Genomic DNA, 24,293 nt, shown 5'->3' on the forward strand with positions numbered 1-24,293 from the left:
TTTTTTTGGTTCATCACGGATTACCGGGAAAGACGCTCTTGATCTTCATGAAGAAGAATTCGCTATCCCGGTAACCGTACGCCATCCGTTTGATGACCTTTATTCGATTGTTTATTCCTTCCAACTGACCGGTGTGCATCGGCCAGCGAACCCGACTGACGATGCCCCGCCAATAACCCTTTAGCCGTTTGGCAAACTGGATCAGAGCCGGTATTTCGCTTTCATATGCATGGCGCAGCCATTGCTTCCAGGCCGATCTCCAGGTCCAGGCAGTGCTCGGTGTCCAGAGCGTTTTGAGTTCAGCCTTCATCAAATAAACTGTCATCAGCGATTGGTTGGCCTCCAATAAATCCTGCAAATGGACCTGTTGTTCCGGCGTTTTCAGGTTCTGTGGGTTACGCAGCAACAGCCATCGTGCCTGCTTGATGACCTTGCGAGCCGGCTTGTTATGACGCAGCCGATTAGCTTCGTCGACGCGGACCCGATCAATCACCTCTCGGCCATATTTGGCCACCACATGGAAAAGGTCGTAGACCACTCGCGCTTTCGGGCAATGCTGGCGAACCTCCAGATCAAAAGCAGTATTCATGTCCATCGCCACCGCTTCGATTCGAGCGCAGCCCTCCGGCCCCAGTTCCTCGAAGAACGGCCTGACTGCCGCTCGGCTACGGCCTTCACCGATCCACAGCACTCGTCGTGTATCGGCATCCAGCACAACGCTGGCGTAACGATGACCTTTGAATAACGCGAACTCGTCCATGATCAGGCGTCGTGGTTGCGCCTTCGGCAACTCACTCAACACCGCCTGCAAGGCTCGACGCTCCAGCAACCGAACAGTGTCCCAATGCAGTCCAAACATCTGGGCCACGTGCAAGGTGGGAAGGCGCTCGCAGGCCTGAATGACCGCCTCGGCCAAGCGGCGCGTCATGCGGGCATAGCGATCCAGCCAACTGACGGCCTCCATGCGTTTTCCACAGTCGCGGCAGCCAACACGCCTGAGCAAAATGCTGAGGCTCACCGCGCGACCGAGAATGGGCAGATCACGAACGGTTCGCTCGCAATACTCATGAGTGGTTGAACAAGGTTTTTGGCAGCCGCCGCAGGAAGGGAATCGGGTGGCGTGGGGAATCAGATCGATCTTTAGAGCGTCACCATCGGGCTTGATCGTGACGACAGAAAAGCCCTCCCAAAAAGGAAGGAAAGTATTAATATCACGCATAAGAACGCCGGTTTTTTAGATGTGTTTGCTCGCACGAACATCATCAATCAAATCGGCGTTCTTGTTTCTGTGTTTCCCGGGATTCCGTGATGAACCTTTTTTTTGCCCGGGATTCACAGGGCTCGACATTCTTATCACGTAGCAGAGGGCGCCCGGCCGAGACAGATCAGAGCAGGAAGATCGTCGCCAAACCGAGGAAGATGAAGAAGCCACCACTGTCGGTCATGGCCGTGATCATCACGCTGGCGCCCATGGCCGGGTCGCGCCCAAGGCGTGCCAGGGTCATGGGGATCAGCACCCCCATCAGGGCCGCCAGCAGCAGGTTGAGGGTCATGGCAGCGGTCATCACCACCCCCAGGGACCAACTGCCGTACAGCAAGTAGGCCACCACGCCAATCACCCCACCCCACACCAGGCCATTGATCAGGCCCACTGCCAACTCCTTGCGCAGCAGGCGCGAAGAGTTGGCGGTACTGACCTGGTCCAGCGCCATGGCGCGCACGATCATGGTGATGGTCTGGTTGCCCGAGTTACCACCAATGCCTGCCACAATCGGCATCAATGCCGCCAGGGCCACCAGCTTCTCGATGGAACCTTCGAACAGCCCGATCACACGGGAGGCGATAAACGCGGTAATCAGGTTAACGGCCAGCCAGGCCCAGCGGTTATGCAGGGAACGCCAGACTGACGCAAAAATATCTTCCTCTTCACGCAAACCCGCCATGTTGAGGACTTCGGTTTCACTCTCTTCACGAATCAAGTCGACGATTTCGTCGATGGTCAGACGGCCGATCAGCTTGCCGTTCTTGTCGACCACCGGGGCAGAGATCAAGTCGTAACGCTCAAAGGCCTGCGCTGCGTCGTAGGCATCCTCATCGGGGTGAAAGCTCACGGTATCGCTGGCCATCAGGTCAGCAACCTTTTTCTCCGGATCGTTGACCAACAGGCGCTTGATCGGCAGCACGCCCTTGAGAATGCCTTCATAGTCGACCACGAACAGTTTGTCGGTATGACTCGGCAGCTCTTTCAGCCGGCGCAGGTAACGCAAGACCACTTCCAGGCTGACATCTTCGCGGATGGTGACCATCTCGAAGTCCATCAGTGCGCCGACCTGATCCTCGTCATAGGACAACGCGGAGCGCACGCGCTCACGCTGCTGGCCGTCAAGGGCCTCCATCAACTCATGGACAACATCACGCGGCAACTCTGGAGCCAGGTCGGCCAGTTCGTCAGCGTCCATCTCCCTGGCGGCCGCCAGGAGCTCGTGATCGTCCATGTCGGCGATCAGGGTTTCACGGACCGAGTCGGATACTTCGAGCAGGATGTCGCCGTCGCGGTCGGCCTTGACCAACTGCCAGAGGGTCAGTCGATCATCCAGAGGCAAGGCTTCGAGAATGTAGGCAACGTCGGCGGAGTGCAGGTCATCGAGCTTGCGTTGCAACTCGACGAGGTTCTGGCGGTGGACCAGGTTTTCGACAAGGTCGTTATTCGGACCATCCTGGCGGTGCGTGAAATCTTCGACCACGCGCTGGCGCTGCAGCAGCTCGATGACTTGAGCCAGGCGATCCTGCAGGCTTTCTTGTGTTTTCTTTACTTCTACTTCGGTCATAGGCGAACTCCACTCCCAGCAGCGGGGCACGCCGGAAGGATCAATCAGTCAATTCATGATTGGTAAAACGGGGTACTGAGTAACTACTGGGTAAGTCCATGGAGGTATTCCATAAGCCCCGGCGGGGCTGACGGGCGCAATGATACACCGTGCGTCCGGTTTTAACGTCAAAAAACTGGAAAGAACAAGCGCTTGCGAGCCAAAGTTGAGTATTGGCCACACCTATTCAACTGCGACGCCATCACCGAAATGGAAAACACATAAGGAAGGAGAAAAAGATAAGGATCCACACAAACCCCAGACGGCAAAAAGCCCGCACTAGGCGGGCTTTTTGTTTGTATGGTGCACTCGACAGGATTCGAACCTGTGACCGCTCGGTTCGTAGCCGAGTACTCTATCCAGCTGAGCTACGAGTGCATATTGTGTTTTTAGACCAGATCACAACTGGTTGAAGCCGAGCTACCTGCATTACTGCAACTAACTCTTAAATGGTGCACTCGACAGGATTCGAACCTGTGACCGCTCGGTTCGTAGCCGAGTACTCTATCCAGCTGAGCTACGAGTGCATTTGTTGCCGCGCATTATAGGCCGTTCAATCTCTATGTAAAGCTATTTTTTCGTTTAATTTCAACAACTTAACGAAAAAACCAGATTGCAACGTACTAAGCAAATAATGGCGGAGAACGGGGGATTCGAACCCCCGACACCCTTTTGAGGTGTACTCCCTTAGCAGGGGAGCGCCTTCGGCCACTCGGCCAGCTCTCCGCAACACGGGGCGTATATTAACCACGTTCATCCCCGTTTGCAAACATAAAAAACGATAAAAATTAAAGGCTTGGTTCTTCGTCCTTCTCTTTCTTGATCCGCAAGAAGATTTCCTCGCGATGAACCGCCACCTCTTTCGGAGCGTTAACCCCGATACGCACTTGATTGCCTTTGACGCCGAGCACGGTCACGGTGATTTCGCCATCACCGATAATCAGGCTTTCTGCGCACCGACGAGTCAGAATCAGCATACCTTTCTCCTCACGCATTTCATTTCAGGAACAACAGTCTGCAAAAAAAAGGCGTTCGACCTACGACTCGATAGCCATAGCCCTAACGGCCTAAGTATTGTCGAGCGCACGCAAAAGACCATGCGCCCTACAAAAAAATGAAAGGCGCGGTAAACCGCGCCTTCCTGGCATTGCATCACTCGCCCTGTCGGGCCGGAGCATCCAGCTCAAAAGCGGTATGCAGCGCGCGTACAGCCAGCTCCAGGTACTTCTCTTCAATCACCACCGAGACTTTGATTTCCGAGGTAGAGATCATCTGGATATTGATGCTTTCCTTGGCCAAAGCCCCGAACATGCGGCTGGCAACGCCGGCATGGGAACGCATGCCCACACCTACGATCGAGACCTTGGCAATCTTGGTATCGCCGACCACTTCACGGGCGCCAATTTCGCTCGCGGTGTTCTCCAGGATTTTCAACGCCGCATCGTACTCGTTGCGGTGCACGGTGAAAGTGAAATCGGTGGTGTTATCGTGCGAGACGTTCTGCACGATCATGTCGACTTCAACATTCGCATCGCTGATAGGGCCCAGAATCTTGAAGGCCACGCCCGGGGTGTCTGGCACGCCACGGATCGTCAGCTTGGCTTCATCGCGGTTGAAAGCGATGCCGGAAATGATCGGCTGTTCCATGGATTCCTCTTCATCAATAGTAATGAGGGTGCCCGGACCCTCCTTGAAGCTGTGCAATACGCGCAGCGGAACGTTGTACTTGCCGGCGAACTCCACCGCGCGGATCTGCAACACCTTGGAACCGAGGCTGGCCATTTCCAGCATCTCTTCAAAGGTGATCTTGTCCAGGCGCTGGGCCACGGACACCACACGCGGGTCGGTGGTGTAGACGCCATCCACATCGGTGTAGATCTGGCACTCGTCAGCCTTGAGGGCCGCAGCCAGGGCCACACCGGTGGTGTCAGAACCGCCACGCCCGAGGGTGGTGATGTTGCCGTGCTCGTCCACACCCTGGAAGCCCGCTACAACTACCACGCGACCGGCTTTCAGATCAGTGCGAATTTTCTGGTCGTCAATCTGCAGGATCCGCGCCTTGGTGTGCGCGCTGTCGGTGAGGATGCGCACCTGGCTGCCAGTGTAGGACACGGCAGGCACGCCACGCTTGTTCAGGGCCATGGCCAGCAAGGCGATGGTCACCTGCTCGCCGGTGGACACGATCACATCCAGCTCACGCGGCAGCGGCTGTTGCTCGCCACTGATGGCCTTGGCCAGTTCGATCAGGCGATTGGTCTCGCCGCTCATGGCCGACAGCACCACGACCAGGTCGTCACCGGCATCGCGGAATTTCTTAACCTTGTCGGCCACCTGCTCGATTCTTTCGACAGAGCCGACCGAGGTGCCTCCAAATTTCTGTACGATCAAAGCCATTTCCAAGCCGCCTCAGCCCGTAAAGGGGCGCCTAATATCCAATCAACCAGCACAGAACAGCCCGTGACTAGACCACGGGCAGGTTAACAGTGCCTTAAATACCTGCCTCGACAAATGGCACGGTCAGGGCCAGGGCCGCGTCCAGGGCACTGGCGTCTACACCACCGCCTTGCGCCATGTCCGGACGACCACCGCCCTTCCCGCCCACTGCCGCAGCGGCTTGCTTCATCAAATCACCGGCCTTGAGTTGGCCAGTCAGGTCCTTGGTTACACCGGCAACCAGCACGACCTTCTCCTCATGGACACTGCCGAGCAGGATCACTGCGCGGCCGAGCTTGTTCTTCAACTGATCGACCAGGGCCAACAGCGCCTTGCCGTCCTGACCGTCCAGGCGTGCAGCCAGGACTTTCACGTCCTTGACGTCAACGGCCGAAGCCGACAGATCGTCGCCCGCAGCGCTGGCCGCCTTGGCTTGCAACTGCTCCAGCTGTTTCTCCAGCGCACGGTTGCGCTCCAGAACGGCGGACAACTTGTCGATCAGGTTGTCGCGACTGCCCTTGACCAGGCTGGCCGCTTCCTTGAGTTGTTCTTCAGCCGCATTCAGGTAGGCCAGGGCCGCAGCGCCGGTCACCGCCTCAATACGACGCACACCCGACGCCACGCCGCCTTCGCTGATGATCTTCAGCAGGGCGATATCGCCGGTACGGTTGGCGTGGATACCGCCACACAGCTCCACCGAGAAGTCGCCGCCCATGCTCAGCACGCGCACGTTGTCGCCGTACTTCTCGCCGAACAGCGCCATGGCGCCCTTGGCCTTGGCCGTCTCGATGTCAGTCTCTTCGGTTTCTACCGGGGAGTTCTTGCGAATCTCAGCGTTGACGATGTCTTCCAGGGCCTTGATCTGCTCCGGCTTGATCGCTTCAAAATGGCTGAAGTCGAAACGCAGGCGCTGGCTGTCGACCAACGAACCTTTCTGCTGAACGTGATCGCCCAGCACCTGGCGCAGCGCGGCGTGCAGCAAGTGCGTGGCCGAGTGGTTCAGCGCGGTGGCATGGCGTACGTCGGCATCGACCTGGGTGTCCACCGGCGCACCGACCGTCAGGTTGCCCAGCACCAGCACGCCGTGATGCAGGAACGCACCGCCGGTCTTGGTGGTGTCGCGTACCTCGAAACGACCGGAGGTCGAGCTCAGGAAACCACAGTCACCGACCTGGCCACCGGATTCGGCGTAGAACGGCGTCTGGTCCAGGACCACAACCGCTTCTTCGCCTTCGCTCAACACGTCGACCGACTTGCCGTCTTTATAAATGGCAACGATCCTGGCCGCGCCGACGGTCGCCTTGTAACCGGTGAATTCGGTGGGCACGTCAACCTTGACCAGGGTGTTGTAGTCCAGGCCAAAGGAACTGGCGGAACGGGCGCGCACGCGCTGGGCTTCCATCTCACGCTCAAACCCGGCTTCGTCGACGGTCAGCTCGCGCTCACGGGCGATGTCGGCGGTCAGGTCCATCGGGAAGCCATAGGTGTCGTACAGTTTGAACACGACATCGCCCGGCACCACGGTGCCTTTGAGCTCGGCCAAGTCCTGCTCCAGAATCTTCAGGCCGTGCTCCAGGGTCTTGGAGAACTGTTCTTCTTCAGCCTTGAGCACACGCTCGATGTTGTCCTGCTGCTGCTTGAGTTCCGGGAAGGCATCGCCCATCTCGGCAACCAGCGCGGCCACGATCTTGTAGAAGAAGCTGCCAGTGGCGCCCAGCTTGTTACCGTGACGGCAGGCGCGACGGATGATACGACGCAGCACGTAGCCACGGCCTTCGTTGGACGGCAGTACACCGTCGGCGATGAGGAAACCGCAGGAACGGATGTGGTCCGACACCACCTTGAGGGACGACTGGCTTTCATTGGCACAACCAATGGCTGCGGCCGACGCGCTCAACAGGTTGGTGAACAGGTCGATCTCGTAGTTGGAGTGAACGTGCTGCATCACCGCACTGATCCGCTCCAGACCCATGCCGGTGTCTACCGAAGGCGCTGGCAGCGGATGCAGCACGCCATCGGCGGTGCGGTTGAATTGCATGAACACGTTGTTCCAGATCTCGATGTAACGGTCGCCGTCTTCTTCCGGCGAGCCCGGTGGGCCACCCCAGATGTCGGCGCCGTGATCGTAGAAAATCTCGGTGCAGGGGCCGCATGGGCCGGTGTCGCCCATGGTCCAGAAGTTATCGGACGCGTAAGGCGCGCCCTTGTTGTCGCCGATACGAATCATGCGCTCGACGGGCACCCCGATTTCCTTGGTCCAGATGTCATACGCTTCGTCGTCCGTCGCGTAGACGGTCACCCAGAGTTTTTCCTTGGGCAGCTTCAACACGCCGGTCAGGAAGGTCCAGGCGAAGGTAATCGCGTCTTTCTTGAAATAGTCACCAAAGCTGAAGTTACCCAGCATCTCGAAGAACGTGTGGTGGCGGGCGGTGTAGCCGACGTTTTCCAGGTCACTGTTCTTGCCGCCGGCACGCACGCACTTCTGGCTGCTGGTGGCGCGGGTGTAGGCGCGTTTTTCCTGGCCCAGGAAGCAGTCCTTGAACTGGTTCATCCCCGCGTTAGTGAACAGCAGGGTGGGGTCATTGCCTGGGATCAAGGAGCTGGAGGAGACACGGGTGTGACCTTGCTCTTCGAAGAAGCGAAGGAAGGCTTCACGGATTTCTGCGCTTTTCATAGGTTCTTCCACGGAGGCTGCGGCCAAAGGCCAGTGCGCAACATCATCAGACGGAGCGACGGCAAAAGGCCGCATTATATCGGCCCTTTGCCGGTGGTACAGCGTGTTTATGCGATAGAGAGGTTCAATTAGACGGTCTGCACACTCATTTGCGCGAAAAATCGACGAATGCCTTGAGCACTTGCTCGATCTGCGCCCGGCTCACATCCAGATGCGTCACCATGCGCAGGCGCGGCGCAGCACTCAACTTGATCCCACGCTCGGCGGCAAACGCCTTCAAGGCCTGGGCCTGGTCGCCGATCTGCACGTAGACCATGTTGGTCTGCACCGGCTCCACCGCGTAACCGGCGTTGCGCAGCTCATCGCCCAGCCATTGCGCATTGGCGTGGTCGTCGGCCAGGCGCTGCATCTGGTGATCCAGGGCGTACAGCCCTGCTGCCGCCAGGGAACCGGCCTGGCGCATGCCACCGCCGACCATCTTGCGCAAACGGCGTGCCTTGGCGATCAACGCCGTGGAGCCGCACAGCACCGAGCCGATCGGCGCACCGAGGCCCTTGGACAGGCACACCGACACCGAGTCGAAATGCTGGGCGATCTCCCGTGCATCGACCCCAAGCTTGACCGCCGCGTTGTAGAGTCGCGCGCCATCCAGGTGCAGGGCCAGGCCATGTTCGCGGGTAAACGCCCGCGCCTTCGCCAGGTAGTCCAGCGGCAGCACCTTGCCCTGCATGGTGTTTTCCAGGGCCAGCAGGCGGGTGCGGGCGAAGTGGAAGTCGTCGGGCTTGATGGCCTCGAGCACCTGACTCAGGTCGAGGGAGCCATCCGCCTGCACGTCCAGCGGCTGCGGCTGGATCGAACCCAGCACGGCCGCGCCGCCGCCCTCGTATTTGTAGGTGTGGGCCTGCTGGCCGACGATGTACTCCTCGCCACGCTCACAGTGGGCCATCAGCGCCAGCAGGTTGCTCATGGTGCCGGTGGGCACGAACAGCGCGGCCGCAAAGCCCAGGCGCTTGGCCAGCTCGGCCTCCAGGCGGTTGACGCTGGGGTCTTCGCCGTAGACGTCATCGCCGCTGGCGGCATTGGCCATGGCGTCGAGCATGCCGGCGGTGGGTTGGGTCACGGTGTCGCTGCGCAGGTCGATCACAGACATGAAACAAGCCTCGAAGGGGTTCATTAAGATTCTTATGAGGATGATTACTGCGGGCAAAGCCGCGGAATATCAAGCCCCACGCGTTCTCAATCGAATACCAACCAAACAAACCGATATAGCTTATCGATACGACGCTCGTGCAGTTTATGAAAAACCATGTTAAAAACTCTCCGCCACCAGGGTTCTGGTGGCAACGTTCTCAGGGCGGGGTGCAATTCCCCACCGGCGGTAATTGCACGCAAGGTGCATAGCCCGCGAGCGCTTGGCGCCTCGAACTGCTCACGCAGGACGGCGACAAGGTCAGCAGACCCGGTGTGATCCCGGGGCCGACGGTCATAGTCCGGATGAAGAGAGAACGGGATTGGCACCTAAGGGCCGCACGCTGAGCGCATGCCTGCATGACTCGGCGGTTCGTACCCTTAAATCCCATTCGATTCATAACGCCCTGTTTTTTTCTTAAACAGGAGTCAGAACATGCAACCCACCGCAATCGACAGCAAAAGCAAAAACCATCACGGCGAGCGCGTCGCGTTTATCCAGGCCTGCTGGCACAAGGATATTGTCGACCAATCCCGCAAAGGCTTCCTCGCCGAAATGATCGCCCAGGGCTACCAGGAATCGGACATCGATTTCTTCGAAGTCGGCGGCGCCTTTGAAATGCCCCTGCACGCCAAGCTGCTGGCCAAGACCGGTCGTTACGCCGGTATCGTGGCCGCCGCGCTGGTGGTGGACGGCGGGATCTACCGTCACGAGTTCGTGGCCCAGTCGGTGGTCAGCGGCCTGATGCAGGTGCAGCTGGAAACCGAAGTGCCGGTGTTCTCGGTGTCCCTGACGCCGCATCACTTCCATGCCGGCAGCGAACACACCGCGTTCTTCCATGAGCACTTCGTGCACAAGGGCCAGGAAGCTGCACGTACATGCGCCGACACCCTGCACAAGGTGCGGGCGATCCGTCGCAGCGAGCCACGGGCGGTAGCGGTCTAAGCAACACTGCAAAACAAGATGAGGGAGGGGGCTACACCCCTCCCACATTTGGACCAGGTTAAGGCTCAGATCTACGCCAGCCCGGCCTCTGTGGTTGGCACAATCAATATCCCCGCCCGCAAGCCATTCTTCACCTTCGGGTTGGGGAAGATGATGCGCGCCCCCTCCTCCTCGATCACCCAACGGGTCTTGGCCACGTCTTCGGCCAGCAGATAACCCTTTTCCAATTCCGAAAAGTTTTCCACGTCCGCCGGCAAGTGCAGCAGGAATGCATCGCTGTGCTTGATGACTTCCCGCGACACGGCGAACAGTTTCAACCCGTCCAGGCTGTCAGTCTCAGGCTCGGTGCCTTCGATGATCTGCTTGAGGCGCAGCTCCAGGCGGGAGACATTCACGCCCTGGTTGTGCCCGAACGGCCGTGCCTTGCCCAGTTCCATGGTGAAAGCCTCGGCCTCCAGCTGCTCATAGGTAAACGCGGTAAAGGTGATCGAGCTCTTGTTCTGCAGCAGCACCGCTTCCATGCCAGCGGCGTTCAGGCGCGCCAGTTCGTGACGTGAATGCTGGCGCCCCTCCTTCCAGGGGTACAGCGCAAACTGCTCGATCTTCGAGCCGCGGATGGCGGTGTGCAGGTCGTAATGCAGGCGCGAACGGCCAGGCAAGCTGAAGAAGCTGCGGGCCAGTTGTTCAAGCTCGGCGGCGCGCATGGCTTCGGGGCCGATGTTTTTTTCATGCCGGCCGTTGAACAGCCGGTTGACGTCCAGTTCAAGGTAACGCTCGCCGCGGCGCATGGCCTCAGGGTTGCCGAACAGGAACAGAATACGGGTGCGGGGCTTGATCTCCCCACGGGCGATGCCATGCAACAGGCGGTCGAGCAATTCGATCGGCGCGGTTTCGTTGCCATGGATGCCGGACGACAGCAGCAGGTCGCTGCCATTGTCCGTTGCCTGCGGCGGGCGCACTTCGAGTGCGCCCTCGCTGAGCCAGCGCATCTGCACGCCGTCGACAGTCAGTTGAATTTTTTGCGCCGGTTCGCGACCGGCGAGGGTCAGTTCAAGCAGTTTGCCGAGGGCGAGCATACGCAGCTTCCTTAGTGGTTGCAGCCTGGGCCATGGACGTGATCGTCGTCATCACCTTCAACGTCGGCCGGTTCCATTTCCAGTTGCAGGCTCATCAGGTTGGTGGCCAGGGGGCGCATCAACAGGTTGGCGTATTCGGCGTCGCCTTCTTCCACGTCCACGCCGATCAGCAGTTGGCCACGGCCGTCGTGCTGGATCCAGATTTCCTTGCCCTGCCAGACCACGGCGACGCGGGTGCAGGAGGTTTCCAGCTGGGTACCGTCGGTGTCTTCAAGGATCAGTTGCAGGGTGTCGGTGCTCATAAATAATTCTCAGCCATAGGGTGTAAAAAGAGGTGGCGTTAATTGATCTGGAAAGGATAAACCGAGCCCAGTTTAAGGATTTGCGTCAGTTCATCCAGTGCCGTCCGGCACTCAAGCAGCAATTGCGGGTCAGCCAGGTCGGTTTCGCGCAGGCTGTCGCGGTAGTGCTTGTCGACCCATTGGGTCAGTGTGTCGTACAACGGCGCGGTCATGATAACCCCTGGATTCACCGCTGCCAGCTCGGTTTCGTTCAGGGCCACGCGCAGGCGCAGGCACGCCGGGCCTCCGCCGTTCTGCATGCTTTGCTTGAGGTCGAAGACTTTGACTTCGCGGATCAGCCCAGCGGACGCCGTCAGGCCTTGCAGGTACTGCCAGACGCGCTCGTTGGCGCGGCACTCCTCCGGCACGATCAGCAACATCGAACCGTCGGCGCGGGTCAGCAACTGGCTGTTGAACAGGTAGGAACGCACCGCGTCCTCGACGCTGACCTGGGCACGCGGCACACACACCGCCTGGAAGTTGCCGCCCAGCTTGCCCAACTTGCCCTGCAACTCGGCCAGCATCTGTTCGGTATTGAGGAATGCGTCCTCGTGATAGAACAGCACCTCGCCGTTGCCCACCGCGATCACGTCGTTGTGGAACACGCCGGCATCGATCACCGCCGGGTTCTGCTGGGCGTAGACCACGCCTTCATCCTTCAGGCCATGCAGGCGGGCGACGGCCTGGGAGGCTTCGAGGGTCTGGCGCGCCGGGTACTTCTGCGGGGCCGGGTAACGGGGGTCGAACGCGCTGCGCCCGAACACGAAAAACTCCACGCCCGCGTCGCCGTACTCACGGCAGAAACGCGTGTGGTTGGCCGCACCTTCGTCGCCGAACTGCGCCACCGCCGGCAACGCGGCGTGGTGGGCAAAGTGCTTCTGGTCGGCAAACATCGCCCCCAGCACGCGGCTGGTGGTGGGGTGTTCGATGCTGCGGTGGTATTTGCAATTGAGGTTGGCGGCGGTGAAATGCACGCGGCCATCTGCCGTGTCGGCGCTCGGGCTGACGGTGGCGGCGTTGGCCACCCACATGCTCGATGCCGAGCAACTGGCGACCAACAACGGCATGGCCTGCTTGGCCGCCTGCTGGATGACCTGGGCGTCGGTGCCGCTGAAACCGAGGTTGCGCAACGCCGCTACGTCCGGACGCTCCTGGGGCGCGAGCACGCCTTGCACAAAGCCCATGTCCATCAGGGCTTTCATTTTCTGCAGGCCCTGCAACGCCGCTTCCCTGGGGTTGGAATGCTGCTGGCTGTTGCTCTGGGACGCGACGTTGCCGAAGGACAAACCGCCGTAGTTATGGGTCGGCCCCACTAGACCGTCAAAATTGACTTCATAGGATTTCATCGGCGAGGCTCCACGAACATCTGTTTTTATAGGCTTCAAAAATCTTCAACACACCACAAATCCAGTGTGGGAGGGGGGCTTGCTCCCGATAGCAGTCTGTCAGTTGATCAATCAGGTGACTGACACACCGCCATCGGGAGCAAGCCCCCTCCCACATTTAGATCAGCGTAATGCCGGGGGTTAGCGTGGCCGGTACCACCAGGCTTGGCGTTTCAAGCGACGCCACCGGGTACGCACAATAATCCGCCGCGTAATACGCACTGGCGCGATGGTTGCCCGAGGCCCCTACCCCACCAAATGGCGCGGTGCTGGCGGCGCCGGTCAGCTGTTTGTTCCAGTTGACGATGCCAGCACGGCTTTCCAGCCAGAATTGCTGGTAACGCGCCTCGGAATCGGACAACAGGCCCGCGGCCAGGCCGTACTGGGTGTTGTTGGCTTCGGCAATCGCCGCCGCGAAATCGGCGTAGCGGATCACCTGCAACAACGGGCCGAACAGCTCTTCGTCTTCGCGCTCGGTCACGCCGGTCACGTCGATGATGCCTGGGGTCAGCAAGGCAGCCTGGTCCTGGGGCTGGGTCATCTCCAACAGCGCCACGGCGCCATTGGCCAACATCAACTTCTGGGCCTCCATCAGGGCTTTTGCCGCTGCCAGGGAAATCACCGAGCCCATGAACGGCGGCGGTTGCTGGTCGAACGCGCCGACTTCAATCGTCGCACTCACCGCCACCAGCCGCGCCAGCAGCGCATCGCCCCAAGCGCCTTCCGGCACCAGCAGGCGACGGGCACAGGTGCAACGCTGGCCGGCAGAGATAAACGCCGACTGGATGATGGTGTAGACCGCCGCATCCACGTCGGCCACCTCGTCCACCACCAGTGGGTTGTTGCCGCCCATTTCCAGGGCCAGGATCTTGTCCGGGCGCCCGGAGAATTGCTGGTGCAGATGATTGCCGGTACGGCTGGACCCGGTGAAAAATAACCCGTCGATACCGGGGTTGGCGGCCAACGCAATGCCGGTCTCGCGCGCACCTTGCAGCAGGTTCAACACGCCCGCCGGCAAACCGGCGTCGATCCAGCACTGCACGGTCAGCTCGGCGACTTTCGGGGTCAGCTCGCTGGGCTTGAACAGTACGGTGTTACCCGCCAGCAACGCCGGGACGATATGCCCGTTGGGCAGGTGACCGGGGAAGTTGTAAGGACCAAACACCGCCACCACGCCGTGGGGCTTGTGGCGCAATACGGCGGTGGCGTCGCCCAGGGGGCCGCTCTTCTCGCCGGTACGCTCGCGGTAGCTTTGCACCGAGATCGCGATCTTGTTGGCCATGCTGGTGACTTCGGTGGCCGACTCCCACAGCGGCTTGCCGGTCTCCTCGCCGATGCAGCGGGCGATTTCATCGGCGCGGCTTTTCAGGCTCGCGGCGAAGGCTTCCAGCACGCTGATGCGCTCTTCCAGCGGGCGCCGGGCCCAGGCCGGGAACGCCTGGCGCGCGGCCTGCACGGCCGACTCGACCTGCTCGACCGTGGCGCAATTACCGACCCACAGCACCTGCTGGGTCACCGGGTTACGCGATTCAAACAGTTCACCCTGGCCAGCCAGCCAGCTACCTGCGATATACAACGAATTCATTATTTCGACTCCCGAGCAGCAGACAACGGTACGGCACGCACTTGATCACCCACCACCAGTTGCAGGCGCTTGGCGGTTTGCGGATCGACCACCAGCGTGCCTGCCGCCAGGCGCGCCGGTGCGGCGGTGATGCGGCAATCTTCGCGTTTGCGGTTATGGATCAGGAACGGCGTGGCGTCGTCCCCCGGTGTGCCGATGGCCAACACCAATGATTGGCTGTCGCGCACCGCACGGATCTTGGCGGTCTCGCACTCCACCGCCGGGCCGGCGTCGAAAATATCGACGTAGCCCTGGTAGCTGAAGCCTTCGCTCTTGAGCATGCTCAACGCCGGCTCGGTGTCCGGGTGGACCTTGCCGATCACGTTGCGCGCGTCCTCGGAAAGGAAGCAGCTGTACAACGGAAACTTGGGCATCAGCTCAGCGATAAACGCCTTGTTGCCCACGCCGGTCAGGTAGTCGGCCTGGCTGAATTCCATCTTGAAGAAGTGCCGGCCCAGGCTTTCCCAGAACGGCGAACGCCCGGCGTCGTTGGACACGCCACGCATCTCGGCGATGATCTTGTTGCCAAACAGCTGTGGGAACTCGGCGATAAACAGCAGGCGCGCCTTGGCCAGCATGCGGCCGTTGAGGCCGTTGCGGTAATCGGCATGCAGGAACAACGAGCACAGCTCGGAATTGCCGGTGAGGTCGTTGGCCAGGAACAGCGTCGGAATTTCACGGTAGATATTCAGTTCCTGGGAGGCGCTGACCGTCAGGCCGACCCGGAAGTTGTACCACGGCTCGCGCAGGCCGACGGCACCGGCGATGGCGGAAATCCCCACCACGCGGCCTTCGTCGTTTTCCAGCACGAACAGGTAGTCGGCATCACCGCGCCCGGCGTCGCCACGAAAGGTTTTTTCCGCCCAGCCAACCCGGTGGGTCAGGCGCTCTTCGTTGGCCGGCAAGGTGGTGAGGCCGGTGCCGGTGCTGCGCGCCAGATCAATCAGGGCCGGTAAATCGCTGCTGCGTACGGGACGAACGATCATGCTATCTCCTCAGACGGGCCGCTGCTGCCAGCCACCCGCGACACTCTGTTTATACCGCTACCAGGCGCACACTCGCACCTTCACCAACACCCAGGGCTTCGGCGGCTGCCAGGTCCAGGGTCACCGGTTTGCCCGGCGCGTAGTCCAGCTCCAGCATGACCGCGCGGTAATCCTGCAACTGCGCGTTGCTCACCAGGTACTGGCGGCCGACACCCTTGACCATCTCGCCGATCTTCACCGGCACCACACGGCTCTGGGCGATCGAGCGAATGCCCGAGACCCGTGCGTGCAGCGTTGGGCCGCCGTCGAAGATGTCGATGTAGTGGTCAGTCTCGAAGCCTTCGCGCATCAGGATGTCGAAGGTGATCTGCGCACGCGGGTGCACCTGGCCCATGGCTTCCTGGGCTTCGTCCGGCAACAGCGGCACGTAGATCGGGTAATGCGGCATCAGCTCGGCGAGGAACGTACGGCTTTTCAGCCCGCACAGGCGCTCGGCGGCAGCGTAGTTGAGGTCGAAGAAGTTGCGGCCGATGGCATCCCAGAACGGCGAATCACCGTTCTCGTCGCTGTAGCCGACAATCTCGGTCACCACCGAGTCGGCAAAGCGCTCGGGGTGGCTGGCGACGAACAACAGGCGGCCACGGGAATTGAGTTCCGACCACGGCGAACCGACCAGCTCCGGCACTACGTAGAAGCTGGTGAGCAGGCTGTTTCCGGTGAGGTCATGGCACTGGGAAAGCACGTGGATCTTGTTGTGGATCTTCAGCTCGCGGGAGGCGTGCACGAAGGTCTCGTTACGAAAACTGTAGAACGGCTCCGAGTAACCGGCCGAGGCGACAATGGCCGAGCAGCCGGCGAGCTTGCCGGTCTCGGTGTCTTCCAGCACGAAGAAATAGCTTTCTTCACCGTTGAAACTCACCTCGGCCGCGAAGGACGCTTCGCTGGCGGCGATCTTGTCGCTCAGGCGTTCCACATCATCCGGCAAGGAGGTGACACCAATCGGGCTGTCCGCAGCCAGACGCTGTACCTCGCCCAGATCAGCCATTTGCGCGGGGCGCATCACCAGCATGGTGTCACTCCTTAACTCTAGAACTCACAGGAAAAAAATACCGAACAGGTCAGGAACACCCCATATCTTCATGTGAGGCATATTCCAGTGTGGGAGGGGCGGTGCGACGATTCGACTTGCCCCCGATAGCGGCGTATCAGTCACCAGATGCATCAACTGACAGATTGCTATCGGGGGCAAGTCGAATCGTCGCACCGCCCCTCCCACATTTTTGACCCAGTCCAGCCGGCAGAAGGTGTCGCTATCAGGCTTGGGTCAGCGTTTTTACCGCACGCTCGAAACGATCCAGGCCTTCGTTGATGTCCGCGTCTTCCACCACCAGGCTCGGCGCAAAACGCACCACGTCGGGGCCGGCTTGCAGGATCATCAGGTTTTCTTTCTCGGCCGCGTTGAACACGTCCTTGGCCTTGCCTTTGAACGCATCGCTCAGTACGCAACCGATCAGCAGGCCCATGCCGCGCACTTCGGTGAAGATGCCGTACTGCTTGCCGATCTGCTCCAGGCGCGCCTTGAACAGGTCGTGCTTGGCGTTGACGCCGGCCAGCACCTCAGGGGTGTTGATCACGTCGATGACCGCTTCGGCCACTGCGCACGCCAGCGGGTTGCCGCCGTAGGTGGTGCCGTGGGTACCGACCACCAGGTGCTTGGCCAGGTCTTCACGGGTGAGCATCGCCGCGATCGGGAAACCGCCGCCCAGGCTCTTGGCGCTGGTGAGGATGTCGGGCACCACGCCGTAGTGCTGGTAGGCAAACAGATGGCCGCTGCGGCCCATGCCGGTCTGCACTTCGTCGAAAACCAGCAGCGCATTGTTGGCGTCGCACAGTTCGCGGGCACCTTGCAGGTAAGCCAGTTCGGCCGGCAGTACGCCGCCTTCGCCCTGGATCGGTTCCAGCACCACGGCGCAGGTCTTGTCCGATACGGCGGCTTTCAGCGCTTCCAGGTCGTTATAAGGGACGTGGGTGATGCCGGTGATTTTAGGCCCGAAACCATCGGAGTACTTCGACTGGCCACCGACGTTGACGGTGAACAGGGTACGGCCGTGGAAGCTGTTCAGCGCGGCAATGATCTCGTACTTCTCGCTGCCGAAACGGTCGAACGCCACGCGACGGGCCAGCTTGAATGCGGCCTCGTTGGCCTCAGCGCCCGAGTTGCAGAAGAACACGCGCTCGGCAAACGTGGCGTCGATCAACTTATGGGCCAGGCGCAGGGCCGGCTCATTGGTGAAGACGTTGGAGACGTGCCACAGCTTGTTGGCCTGCTCGGTCAATGCACCGACCAGCGCCGGATGGGCGTGGCCCAATACGTTGACCGCGATGCCGCCGGCAAAGTCGATCAGCTCGCGACCCGCCTGGTCCCATACGCGCGAACCTGCGCCGCGCACGGGGATGAACGCAGCAGGGGCGTAGTTGGGAACCATGACCTGGTCGAAATCGGCACGTTGCACCGGGGCTTGCTCAACGGACATCGGAGTCTCCTGAAGAGGAACGCCTGCCTGGAACTGGCGGGCGATGCAGGGATTGTAAGGACAGTTTTCAGAGCGGCCTTGCCGCCAAGCGACAACTTCTTATAGCGCCAACCCGCGATTTAGGCGGGTTTACGCCAATGCGACAAATAGCGTCGCAATGGCGCAGTTTAAACCGTGTGCCGGCTCCATGGGCAGGTGATGTTCGCGAATCCGCAGAAGCACACCGCACCAACTATCTACCGCCGTCGATCGCGTGCCGACTGGTCTGCTGAAAAGACACTCATACTGTCAAGGATCGATCACATGCCTCCCCTCCCCGCACCCGCCAACGGCGAAGTTCGCCACACCATTGTCATGCAGGCCATTCCCCACTGGCTGGGTGACGCCACGCCAGCCAGGCGTTCCACCCTGGGCGAAGTGTCCGGGAGTTTTCCCGACTGGTACAAAAACGCCTCCGCCACCCAGCACGCCGAACTCAAGCGTCTCAACGGCGAAGCCTGGACCCGGCAGAATCAGGTAGACAAGGCTCTGGCCGGCCTCAAAAGCCCGCAAACCTTCGGCGCCGAGCTGCTGCAACCGGCGCTGAAGCGCCAATACGGCGTCGATCTGGATGTGCGCAGCACCTGGCTGCAACTCTATGTGCCATTGACGCTTGCGGGGTTTCGGGTTCAGGCCGGGGCCTCGCGTACGTGGAGCGTTTCACTGCTCAACGCCGCGCTGCACAACTTCGAGCCCGACGAAGCACAGCCCGATGCCTACGAGCGCAACTCCGGCTTCAGCAGCCAACCCAACGCCGCCGGGCATTTCCAAAGCCTGCCGGCGGTTGACGCACGCATCACCATTGCCCAATTTGCCACCCTCTGCCGTGAATTGGATATCGGCGGGCGCTATCAGCGCTATCTCGAAGATTACCTGGGGCTGGACAACCCTGTGGCCATGGCCGCCCTGCAATACAAGGTCGAGCAGAGCCTGAGCAGCGCGCTCAAACGCTCGCTGTACATGGCACTGCTCAAGGGCGACATCCCGCAAACCGGCTACGACGCGGTCCACAGCCTGATTGATCACGGACAGCACTGCCCGATGTGGGTCGCTCATGAGCTGGTGATCATGTCCAGCCGCCTGACCGGGATCGTACTGTTTTCCCAGGACCTGGATGCAAGCCGCGAGCCGGTGCCGGTGATCGTCTATATCCCTGACGACCCGCAGCCCCCCATCAAGCAATACGCCAGCACGCAGGCGTTTATCCAGGCGCTCACCGCACGGTTGCGCGCCTCGGACTTTCAGCACTTCTTCAGCCGCTTTGTCGACCATGCCGACCTGGGGCGTTTTTTCGCCGACCTCACGGGCCGCCTGAGCCAAGTGACCTGGCACTCGCATACACCGGGCGATCCGCTGCCCAGTTGGCGCGGCAGCGAGGTGGAGCGAGCAAACCTGCAGTTTCGTGGCATTCCCATCAAGCAGCCGCTGTTCCATTACCTGCATCAGATGAAGTTGAGCAAACTGCTGAACGACGCGCGCAGCCAGGCAGTGAGCACCGCCAGCGCCAACCAGAAAGCGCGCTGGGAGCGCTGGGACCTGGTGCAAAAAATCGCCTCGGCACTGCTGCAAGTCGTCGCCCTGATTGCCACCCCCTTTGTGCCGCCACTGGGCATGCTCATGCTCGGCTACACCGCCTACCAATTGCTGGACGAAGCCTTCGAAGGGGTCATCGACTGGGCTGAAGGCCAGGTGCAGGAAGCCTTCGGACATGCTATGGGGTTTATCGAGCAACTGGTGCAATTGGGCCTGTTTGCCACAGGCATCCCCATCGCCCAGGGCATTCTGCGCAAAGTGCTGCCGAGTGAGTGCCTGGGGTTTCTGGATGGCCTCACACCCGTGACCAGACCCGATGGCGGCGAACGCCTGTGGAAGCCCGATCTTGAGCCTTATCGTCTCAAACAGAGCCCGCCCAGCGGCGTACGTCCTGATGAGAAAGGCGTGTACCGCTTCAACGGCAAAAACCTGCTGCAGGTGGGCGACGACTATTACACCGTCCGGCAAGACCCCATCAGCCAGCGCTATTTTGTGCAGCACCCCAGCCGTGCGTCGGCCTACCAGCCGCAGGTGATCAGCAACGGCCAGGGCGCCTGGATTACCGAGTTGGACCGCCCGCTGAGCTGGGACAGCGCCACACTGATGCGGCGTCTCGGCTACCCGGCCGAAGGCCTGGATGACGCGCGCTTGCAGCAGGCGCGCAGCGTCAGCGGTACCCACGACAACGCGCTGCGCCAGATGCACCACACCGGGCAAACGCCGCCGCCGCTGCTGGCCGATACCCTCAAGCGCTTCAAGATCGATCTAGCGCTGCAAGACTTCATCACGCAACTCAACAGCGATGACCCGCTCATCTATGGCCAGGCGGACGTTCAGACACAGTTGCAGATACTCACCAGCTACGGCCTGTGGCCCGCCTCCAAGACCTTGCGGTTCCTGGATACCCAAGGGAAAACCCAATGGGAGTTTCTTGGCCGGCCCGACGCTAGCGTGGTACAGATCCATGAAAGCCAATTGGAAAATGGTGATCTGCTACGCGTGCTGGTGGAGAGTTTGGATGAAGCCGAGCGCAAAGCACTGCTTGAAGAACCCGCCGACCAGCCCGCCTCCCATGCGTCTATTCGCGCCGCGGCCCTGCGCAAAAAGATCGCCCGCCTTGCCCACGAAAAACGCTTCTCGCTGTTCGATTCCCGCTACCGCAGCGAAGAACATAGCCCGGGGGCAGCGCTGCAAAAAATCATCGACGCCGCCCCCGAGCCCGGCCTGCCCGTCAGCGTCGCCCATGAACTGCTGGCCAATGCCACCGGCGACGAGTTGCAAGCCATCGACCAAGGCAAGGTGCCGACGCATATAGCCGAGCAAGCCGCAGCCGCCCAACTGGATGTGCGCACCACCCGTGCTTACGAAGGGCTCTACCTGGACGCCGTCGACAACCCCGACACTCACCTGCTCGCGCTGCTGTCCCTGGAGCGCCTGCCCGGATGGTCGACGCGCATGCGCCTGGAAGTCCGGCAGTACCGTAGCGACGGCCCGTTGCTGGAGGCTATCGGCGCCGAAGACGCGCCGCTCAAGCGAATCGTCATCCATACCGAATCGGGCCGCTATACGCCTGTCGATGAAAAGGGCCCGGTGTTTGGCGACACCGATTTCTTCACCGCCATCCTCCAGGCGATCCCCGATAGCCAGCGCGACGCCCTGAACATCCACATCGGCCAGGGCGAGCGCCTGCGCCAGGCGATTGGCGAGCACGTGCTCGATCGCGAGAGGCTGCGCACCTTGCTCAGCGCAGACACTTACCGCAAACCGACGTTCGACCCCACAGTCATGCGCCTGCGTGGCGGCATGGACGGTTATCAGGCAGCAGGGCCGTCACGGCCACCAGCCGCCGAGCCGCAGCCCACGCTTGAGCAGCGCGCCCAGCACTTGCTGCCCAGCCTCCCTGCGGAACAGATCGCCGACCTGGTTCAGACCCTGGAAAGCCGTCCCGGCGGCGCCTTGGCGACCCTGATAACCCTGCAGGTCGAATACAACAAACTGGACACCGACCTCGCCGTCTGGGAACACATGACGCCCACCTTCCACCCCATCACTGAAGCACCACTGACGCCCCGGGAATACCAGTACGTGCGACGCAACCGTGCCCTGTGGGCCCAGGAGGTCAGGCGCGGCTGGCGCCAGGAAACCGCGATTGATCACTACCATGACCAACTGCTCCTCAATGGCCACAAGCTGCAACTGACGATCCCGATCTACGGCGAACTGCCCAGGCTCACGGCACGCTTCGAGCACATCAGCCTGCTGGAGCTCAAGGGTCAGCACACCGCACTGCAGATCAATGACTTCGTGCAGTTGTTCCCACGCCTGCGTCACCTGAACGTCAGCCAGTTTTACCTGGGTGGCCTTGCGCCAAGCATCGCGCAACTGCCCAGCCTCGACGCGCTGATATTGAGCGACTGCAACATTACCCTGACCGAAGAAACTCGGGTGGCCCTTGGCAGCATGACTCGCCTGAAGACCCTGGACCTGTATAACAACCCTCTGGGCCTGACGCCCAGCGTTACCCACATGGCCCACCTGCAACACTTGGACCTGAGCTACACCGGCATCCGTGATTTGCCGCCAGGCCTGCTGAACCGTCCACAGTTGGAACTGGCGGTTTTGTCCAATAACCAGATCCGCGAACTGCCTCCGGCACTGTTCGAGTTGCCGGTAGAAACCAGCCGCAAGTTCGACCTCTCCAGCAACCCGCTGTCGGGACCCACGCTGGAGCGGGTCAAGGGGTACTACCAAAGAACCGGTGGCCGCTGGGACATTGACGCGCCCGGCACCGAAATCCAAAGCGCCAGACGCCTTTACCCAACGCTGTCGGACAATGACATCAATCAGCTCATCTTCGATTTCCCGGGCAACCTGGACGCAGGCCGCGCAGCGCTGGCGCAGCTTGAAATCGAATACCCGCGGATTCGCCAAACGCTGGCACCTTGGGCCGACGACGAGCAAGTGTCCGCCCAGGAGCGCACCTATCGCTCACTGTTCGTGGACACGCTCGAAGCCGGCTGGCGTCGGGAAACCGAGCAGGACACACACGCCCCAGGGCGTCTCCCGCGCTTCACACTCAACCTGCCCTACCCCATCAGCGGCGATATTCCCGCCCTGAGCACGCCCTTCCCCCATGTCTCATCACTGAGCCTGTCCGGCAACGCATCCACCCTGCAGCCCAACGCGTTTCTGCGCAGCTTTCCACAGTTGGAGCGCCTGTCCATCGAGCGCTATACCCTGATGCATTTGCCCAGGACCCTGCCGCAACTGGAGCGGCTGACCCATCTGCGCCTGGATCGCTGCGCCATTGAACTGAACCCCGCCAGCGCCCAGGTGCTTTCCAGCATGACCCACCTCCAACACCTGGACCTGGCCAATAACCGCCTGGTCTGGCTACCGGACTTCAATCGCCTGACAGCCCTGACCAGCCTGTCACTGAGCAACACCGGCCTGCGGGAAATTCCACCGGCGCTGCTGGCGGGCAACATCGCCCGGACACGGGTAGACCTGAGTCACAACGCCATCGAGCAGATTCCCGATCAAGGCTTCCAACTGCCCGCCACCCTCAGCGCAGCCTTTGACCTGTCGGATAATCCGTTGTCACGGCACACCCTCGCCCGCATCAAAACCTACTGCCAGGCCACTGGCGAGCACTGGAACGCGCCGGCCCCCCAACCCCAACTGCAACAGCTACAAGCACTGTACCCAAGCCTCAACAACCGCGAGGTCAGCCGTGTGTACTTCCAGTTACCGGGCGACCTGGACACCGTAGACCTGCACATCACGCGCCTGGATGGCGAGTATCAGGACCTGCAGGCACACCTCCAAGCCTGGGCTATGGAGGTCCCCTCCAGAGACCCACTGCTCGACACCGTGCTGGACGAGGGCGCGCGGGCCGAAGAACAAATCCGTCGCCTGGGCTTCAAGGATTTGCTCGAACGCTGCTGGCGCCGGGAGGGCGAGTTGGACGACTCCAACGGTTTCACCCGCCACAGCCATAAACTGGTGTTCCACGGCCAGTTATTGGGGGACATGCCGATGCTGAGTGCGCAGTTCGATCACGTGAGCCTGCTGGAGATCATCGGAGACGGTACCAACCAGCAAGTGGACGGTCTGCTGCGCTGCTTCCCCAACCTTGTCAGCCTGACCCTCGAACGCCACACACTGCTGGATATCCCCGCCTCGGTGTTCGGCCTCCGACGCCTGCGCTATCTGAAGCTGGCGGAAAACCATATCCGTCTGACCCGCGAGAGCAAAGAGCAGCTCTCACGCCTTATCCACCTGGAATACCTGGACCTGAGTGACAACCCGCTGATATTTATTCCCGACATCCGCAACCTTGGACGGCTAGTGTCGATCTACCTGCACAACTGCGGGCTGACACACGTGCCGGAAGGCGTCTTTGCCCTGGGCCGCCTGCGGGTGCTGGACTTGAGTGACAACGAAATCGTCGACGTGCCCAGCGACCTGTTGGAAATGCCGTTGCCACTCAACGATGACTCCGACCTCAGCGGCAACCCACTGTCCGATCAGAGCATCGAGCTGCTGCGCGACTATTACCGCCAGACAGGCTACGAACTGGGCGTGGAAGAGGCGATGTTCGACGAGTTCGGCGTGGCGCTGATGGCCCCGGGAACCCCGAGACCCATGGAGGAATAAGCGAGGAT

Annotated in this window: 15 protein-coding genes, 3 tRNA genes and 1 riboswitch; of the genes, 2 read left to right on the plus strand and 16 right to left on the minus strand. The window is 60.9% G+C overall.

Annotated features, from left to right (window positions below):
• Window positions 1-13 precede the first annotated feature (13 nt).
• From BFP99_RS17870 to ltaE, 9 genes are all read right to left on the minus strand, one after another.
• Window positions 14-1,219 carry an ISL3 family transposase gene (locus BFP99_RS17870; protein WP_065947083.1) on the minus strand — a complete coding sequence of 402 codons (1,206 nt, stop codon included), beginning with the start codon at window positions 1,217-1,219 and terminating at the stop codon, window positions 14-16.
• A gap of 166 nt (window positions 1,220-1,385) precedes the next feature.
• On the minus strand, window positions 1,386-2,828 hold the full coding sequence (mgtE, locus tag BFP99_RS17875) for a magnesium transporter (RefSeq protein WP_065926188.1): 1,443 nt from the start codon (window positions 2,826-2,828) through the stop codon (window positions 1,386-1,388).
• Window positions 2,829-3,168: 340 nt separating this feature from the next.
• Window positions 3,169-3,245 (minus strand) — tRNA-Arg (locus BFP99_RS17880).
• A 72-nt stretch (window positions 3,246-3,317) separates the two neighbouring features.
• Window positions 3,318-3,394: transfer RNA gene (locus BFP99_RS17885), tRNA-Arg, on the minus strand.
• 108 nt (window positions 3,395-3,502) lie between these two features.
• Window positions 3,503-3,593: transfer RNA gene (locus BFP99_RS17890), tRNA-Ser, on the minus strand.
• 62 nt (window positions 3,594-3,655) lie between these two features.
• The gene (gene csrA / locus BFP99_RS17895) at window positions 3,656-3,844 is read right to left on the minus strand and encodes a carbon storage regulator CsrA (RefSeq protein ID WP_003233512.1); all 189 of its coding nucleotides are present in this window, start codon (window positions 3,842-3,844) and stop codon (window positions 3,656-3,658) included.
• Between the two features lie 175 nt (window positions 3,845-4,019).
• Complete coding sequence (locus BFP99_RS17900; protein ID WP_027607775.1) at window positions 4,020-5,261, minus strand: aspartate kinase; 1,242 nt, start codon at window positions 5,259-5,261, stop codon at window positions 4,020-4,022.
• A gap of 94 nt (window positions 5,262-5,355) precedes the next feature.
• Entirely contained in the window at window positions 5,356-7,974 is a 2,619-nt protein-coding gene (alaS, locus tag BFP99_RS17905; protein ID WP_065947828.1) for an alanine--tRNA ligase, read from the minus strand.
• Window positions 7,975-8,119: 145 nt separating this feature from the next.
• The gene (gene ltaE / locus BFP99_RS17910) at window positions 8,120-9,124 is read right to left on the minus strand and encodes a low-specificity L-threonine aldolase (RefSeq protein WP_065947835.1); all 1,005 of its coding nucleotides are present in this window, start codon (window positions 9,122-9,124) and stop codon (window positions 8,120-8,122) included.
• A 191-nt stretch (window positions 9,125-9,315) separates the two neighbouring features.
• Window positions 9,316-9,485, plus strand: a riboswitch (FMN riboswitch).
• A 113-nt stretch (window positions 9,486-9,598) separates the two neighbouring features.
• On the opposite strand from ltaE, the gene BFP99_RS17915 reads away from it, so the two are divergent.
• The gene (locus tag BFP99_RS17915) at window positions 9,599-10,108 is read left to right on the plus strand and encodes a 6,7-dimethyl-8-ribityllumazine synthase (RefSeq protein WP_065926190.1); all 510 of its coding nucleotides are present in this window, start codon (window positions 9,599-9,601) and stop codon (window positions 10,106-10,108) included.
• Window positions 10,109-10,179: 71 nt separating this feature from the next.
• Here the strand turns inward: BFP99_RS17915 and astE are convergent, their stop codons facing one another.
• From astE to BFP99_RS17950, 7 genes are all read right to left on the minus strand, one after another.
• A complete protein-coding gene (gene astE, locus BFP99_RS17920) occupies window positions 10,180-11,184 on the minus strand; it encodes a succinylglutamate desuccinylase (RefSeq protein WP_065947829.1) in 1,005 nt (334 codons plus the stop codon).
• Window positions 11,185-11,195: 11 nt separating this feature from the next.
• The gene (locus tag BFP99_RS17925; protein WP_027607770.1) at window positions 11,196-11,486 is read right to left on the minus strand and encodes a hypothetical protein; all 291 of its coding nucleotides are present in this window, start codon (window positions 11,484-11,486) and stop codon (window positions 11,196-11,198) included.
• Window positions 11,487-11,524: 38 nt separating this feature from the next.
• Window positions 11,525-12,871, minus strand: coding sequence for an N-succinylarginine dihydrolase (astB, locus tag BFP99_RS17930; protein WP_065926192.1), 1,347 nt, complete (start codon window positions 12,869-12,871; stop codon window positions 11,525-11,527).
• Window positions 12,872-13,028: 157 nt separating this feature from the next.
• Window positions 13,029-14,498 (minus strand): succinylglutamate-semialdehyde dehydrogenase, encoded by a 1,470-nt coding sequence (gene astD, locus BFP99_RS17935; RefSeq protein WP_176719698.1) that lies wholly within the window; start codon window positions 14,496-14,498, stop codon window positions 13,029-13,031.
• Entirely contained in the window at window positions 14,495-15,520 is a 1,026-nt protein-coding gene (astA, locus tag BFP99_RS17940) for an arginine N-succinyltransferase (protein WP_027607767.1), read from the minus strand. The genes astD and astA overlap by 4 nt, the downstream gene beginning before the upstream one ends.
• Before the next feature lie 49 nt (window positions 15,521-15,569).
• Window positions 15,570-16,589 (minus strand): arginine/ornithine succinyltransferase subunit alpha, encoded by a 1,020-nt coding sequence (gene aruF, locus BFP99_RS17945; protein WP_003175655.1) that lies wholly within the window; start codon window positions 16,587-16,589, stop codon window positions 15,570-15,572.
• A gap of 244 nt (window positions 16,590-16,833) precedes the next feature.
• Window positions 16,834-18,054, minus strand: a complete 1,221-nt coding sequence (locus BFP99_RS17950) for an aspartate aminotransferase family protein (protein WP_027607765.1) — start codon at window positions 18,052-18,054, stop codon at window positions 16,834-16,836.
• Window positions 18,055-18,357: 303 nt separating this feature from the next.
• Here BFP99_RS17950 and BFP99_RS17955 point away from each other — a divergent pair, with 303 nt between their 5' ends.
• Window positions 18,358-24,285 (plus strand): leucine-rich repeat domain-containing protein, encoded by a 5,928-nt coding sequence (locus tag BFP99_RS17955; RefSeq protein WP_065947831.1) that lies wholly within the window; start codon window positions 18,358-18,360, stop codon window positions 24,283-24,285.
• Window positions 24,286-24,293: the final 8 nt, after the last annotated feature.

Origin of the sequence: Pseudomonas sp. 1 R 17 (genome assembly GCF_900067035.1) — a bacterium.
Lineage (GTDB): Bacteria > Pseudomonadota > Gammaproteobacteria > Pseudomonadales > Pseudomonadaceae > Aquipseudomonas > Aquipseudomonas marginalis.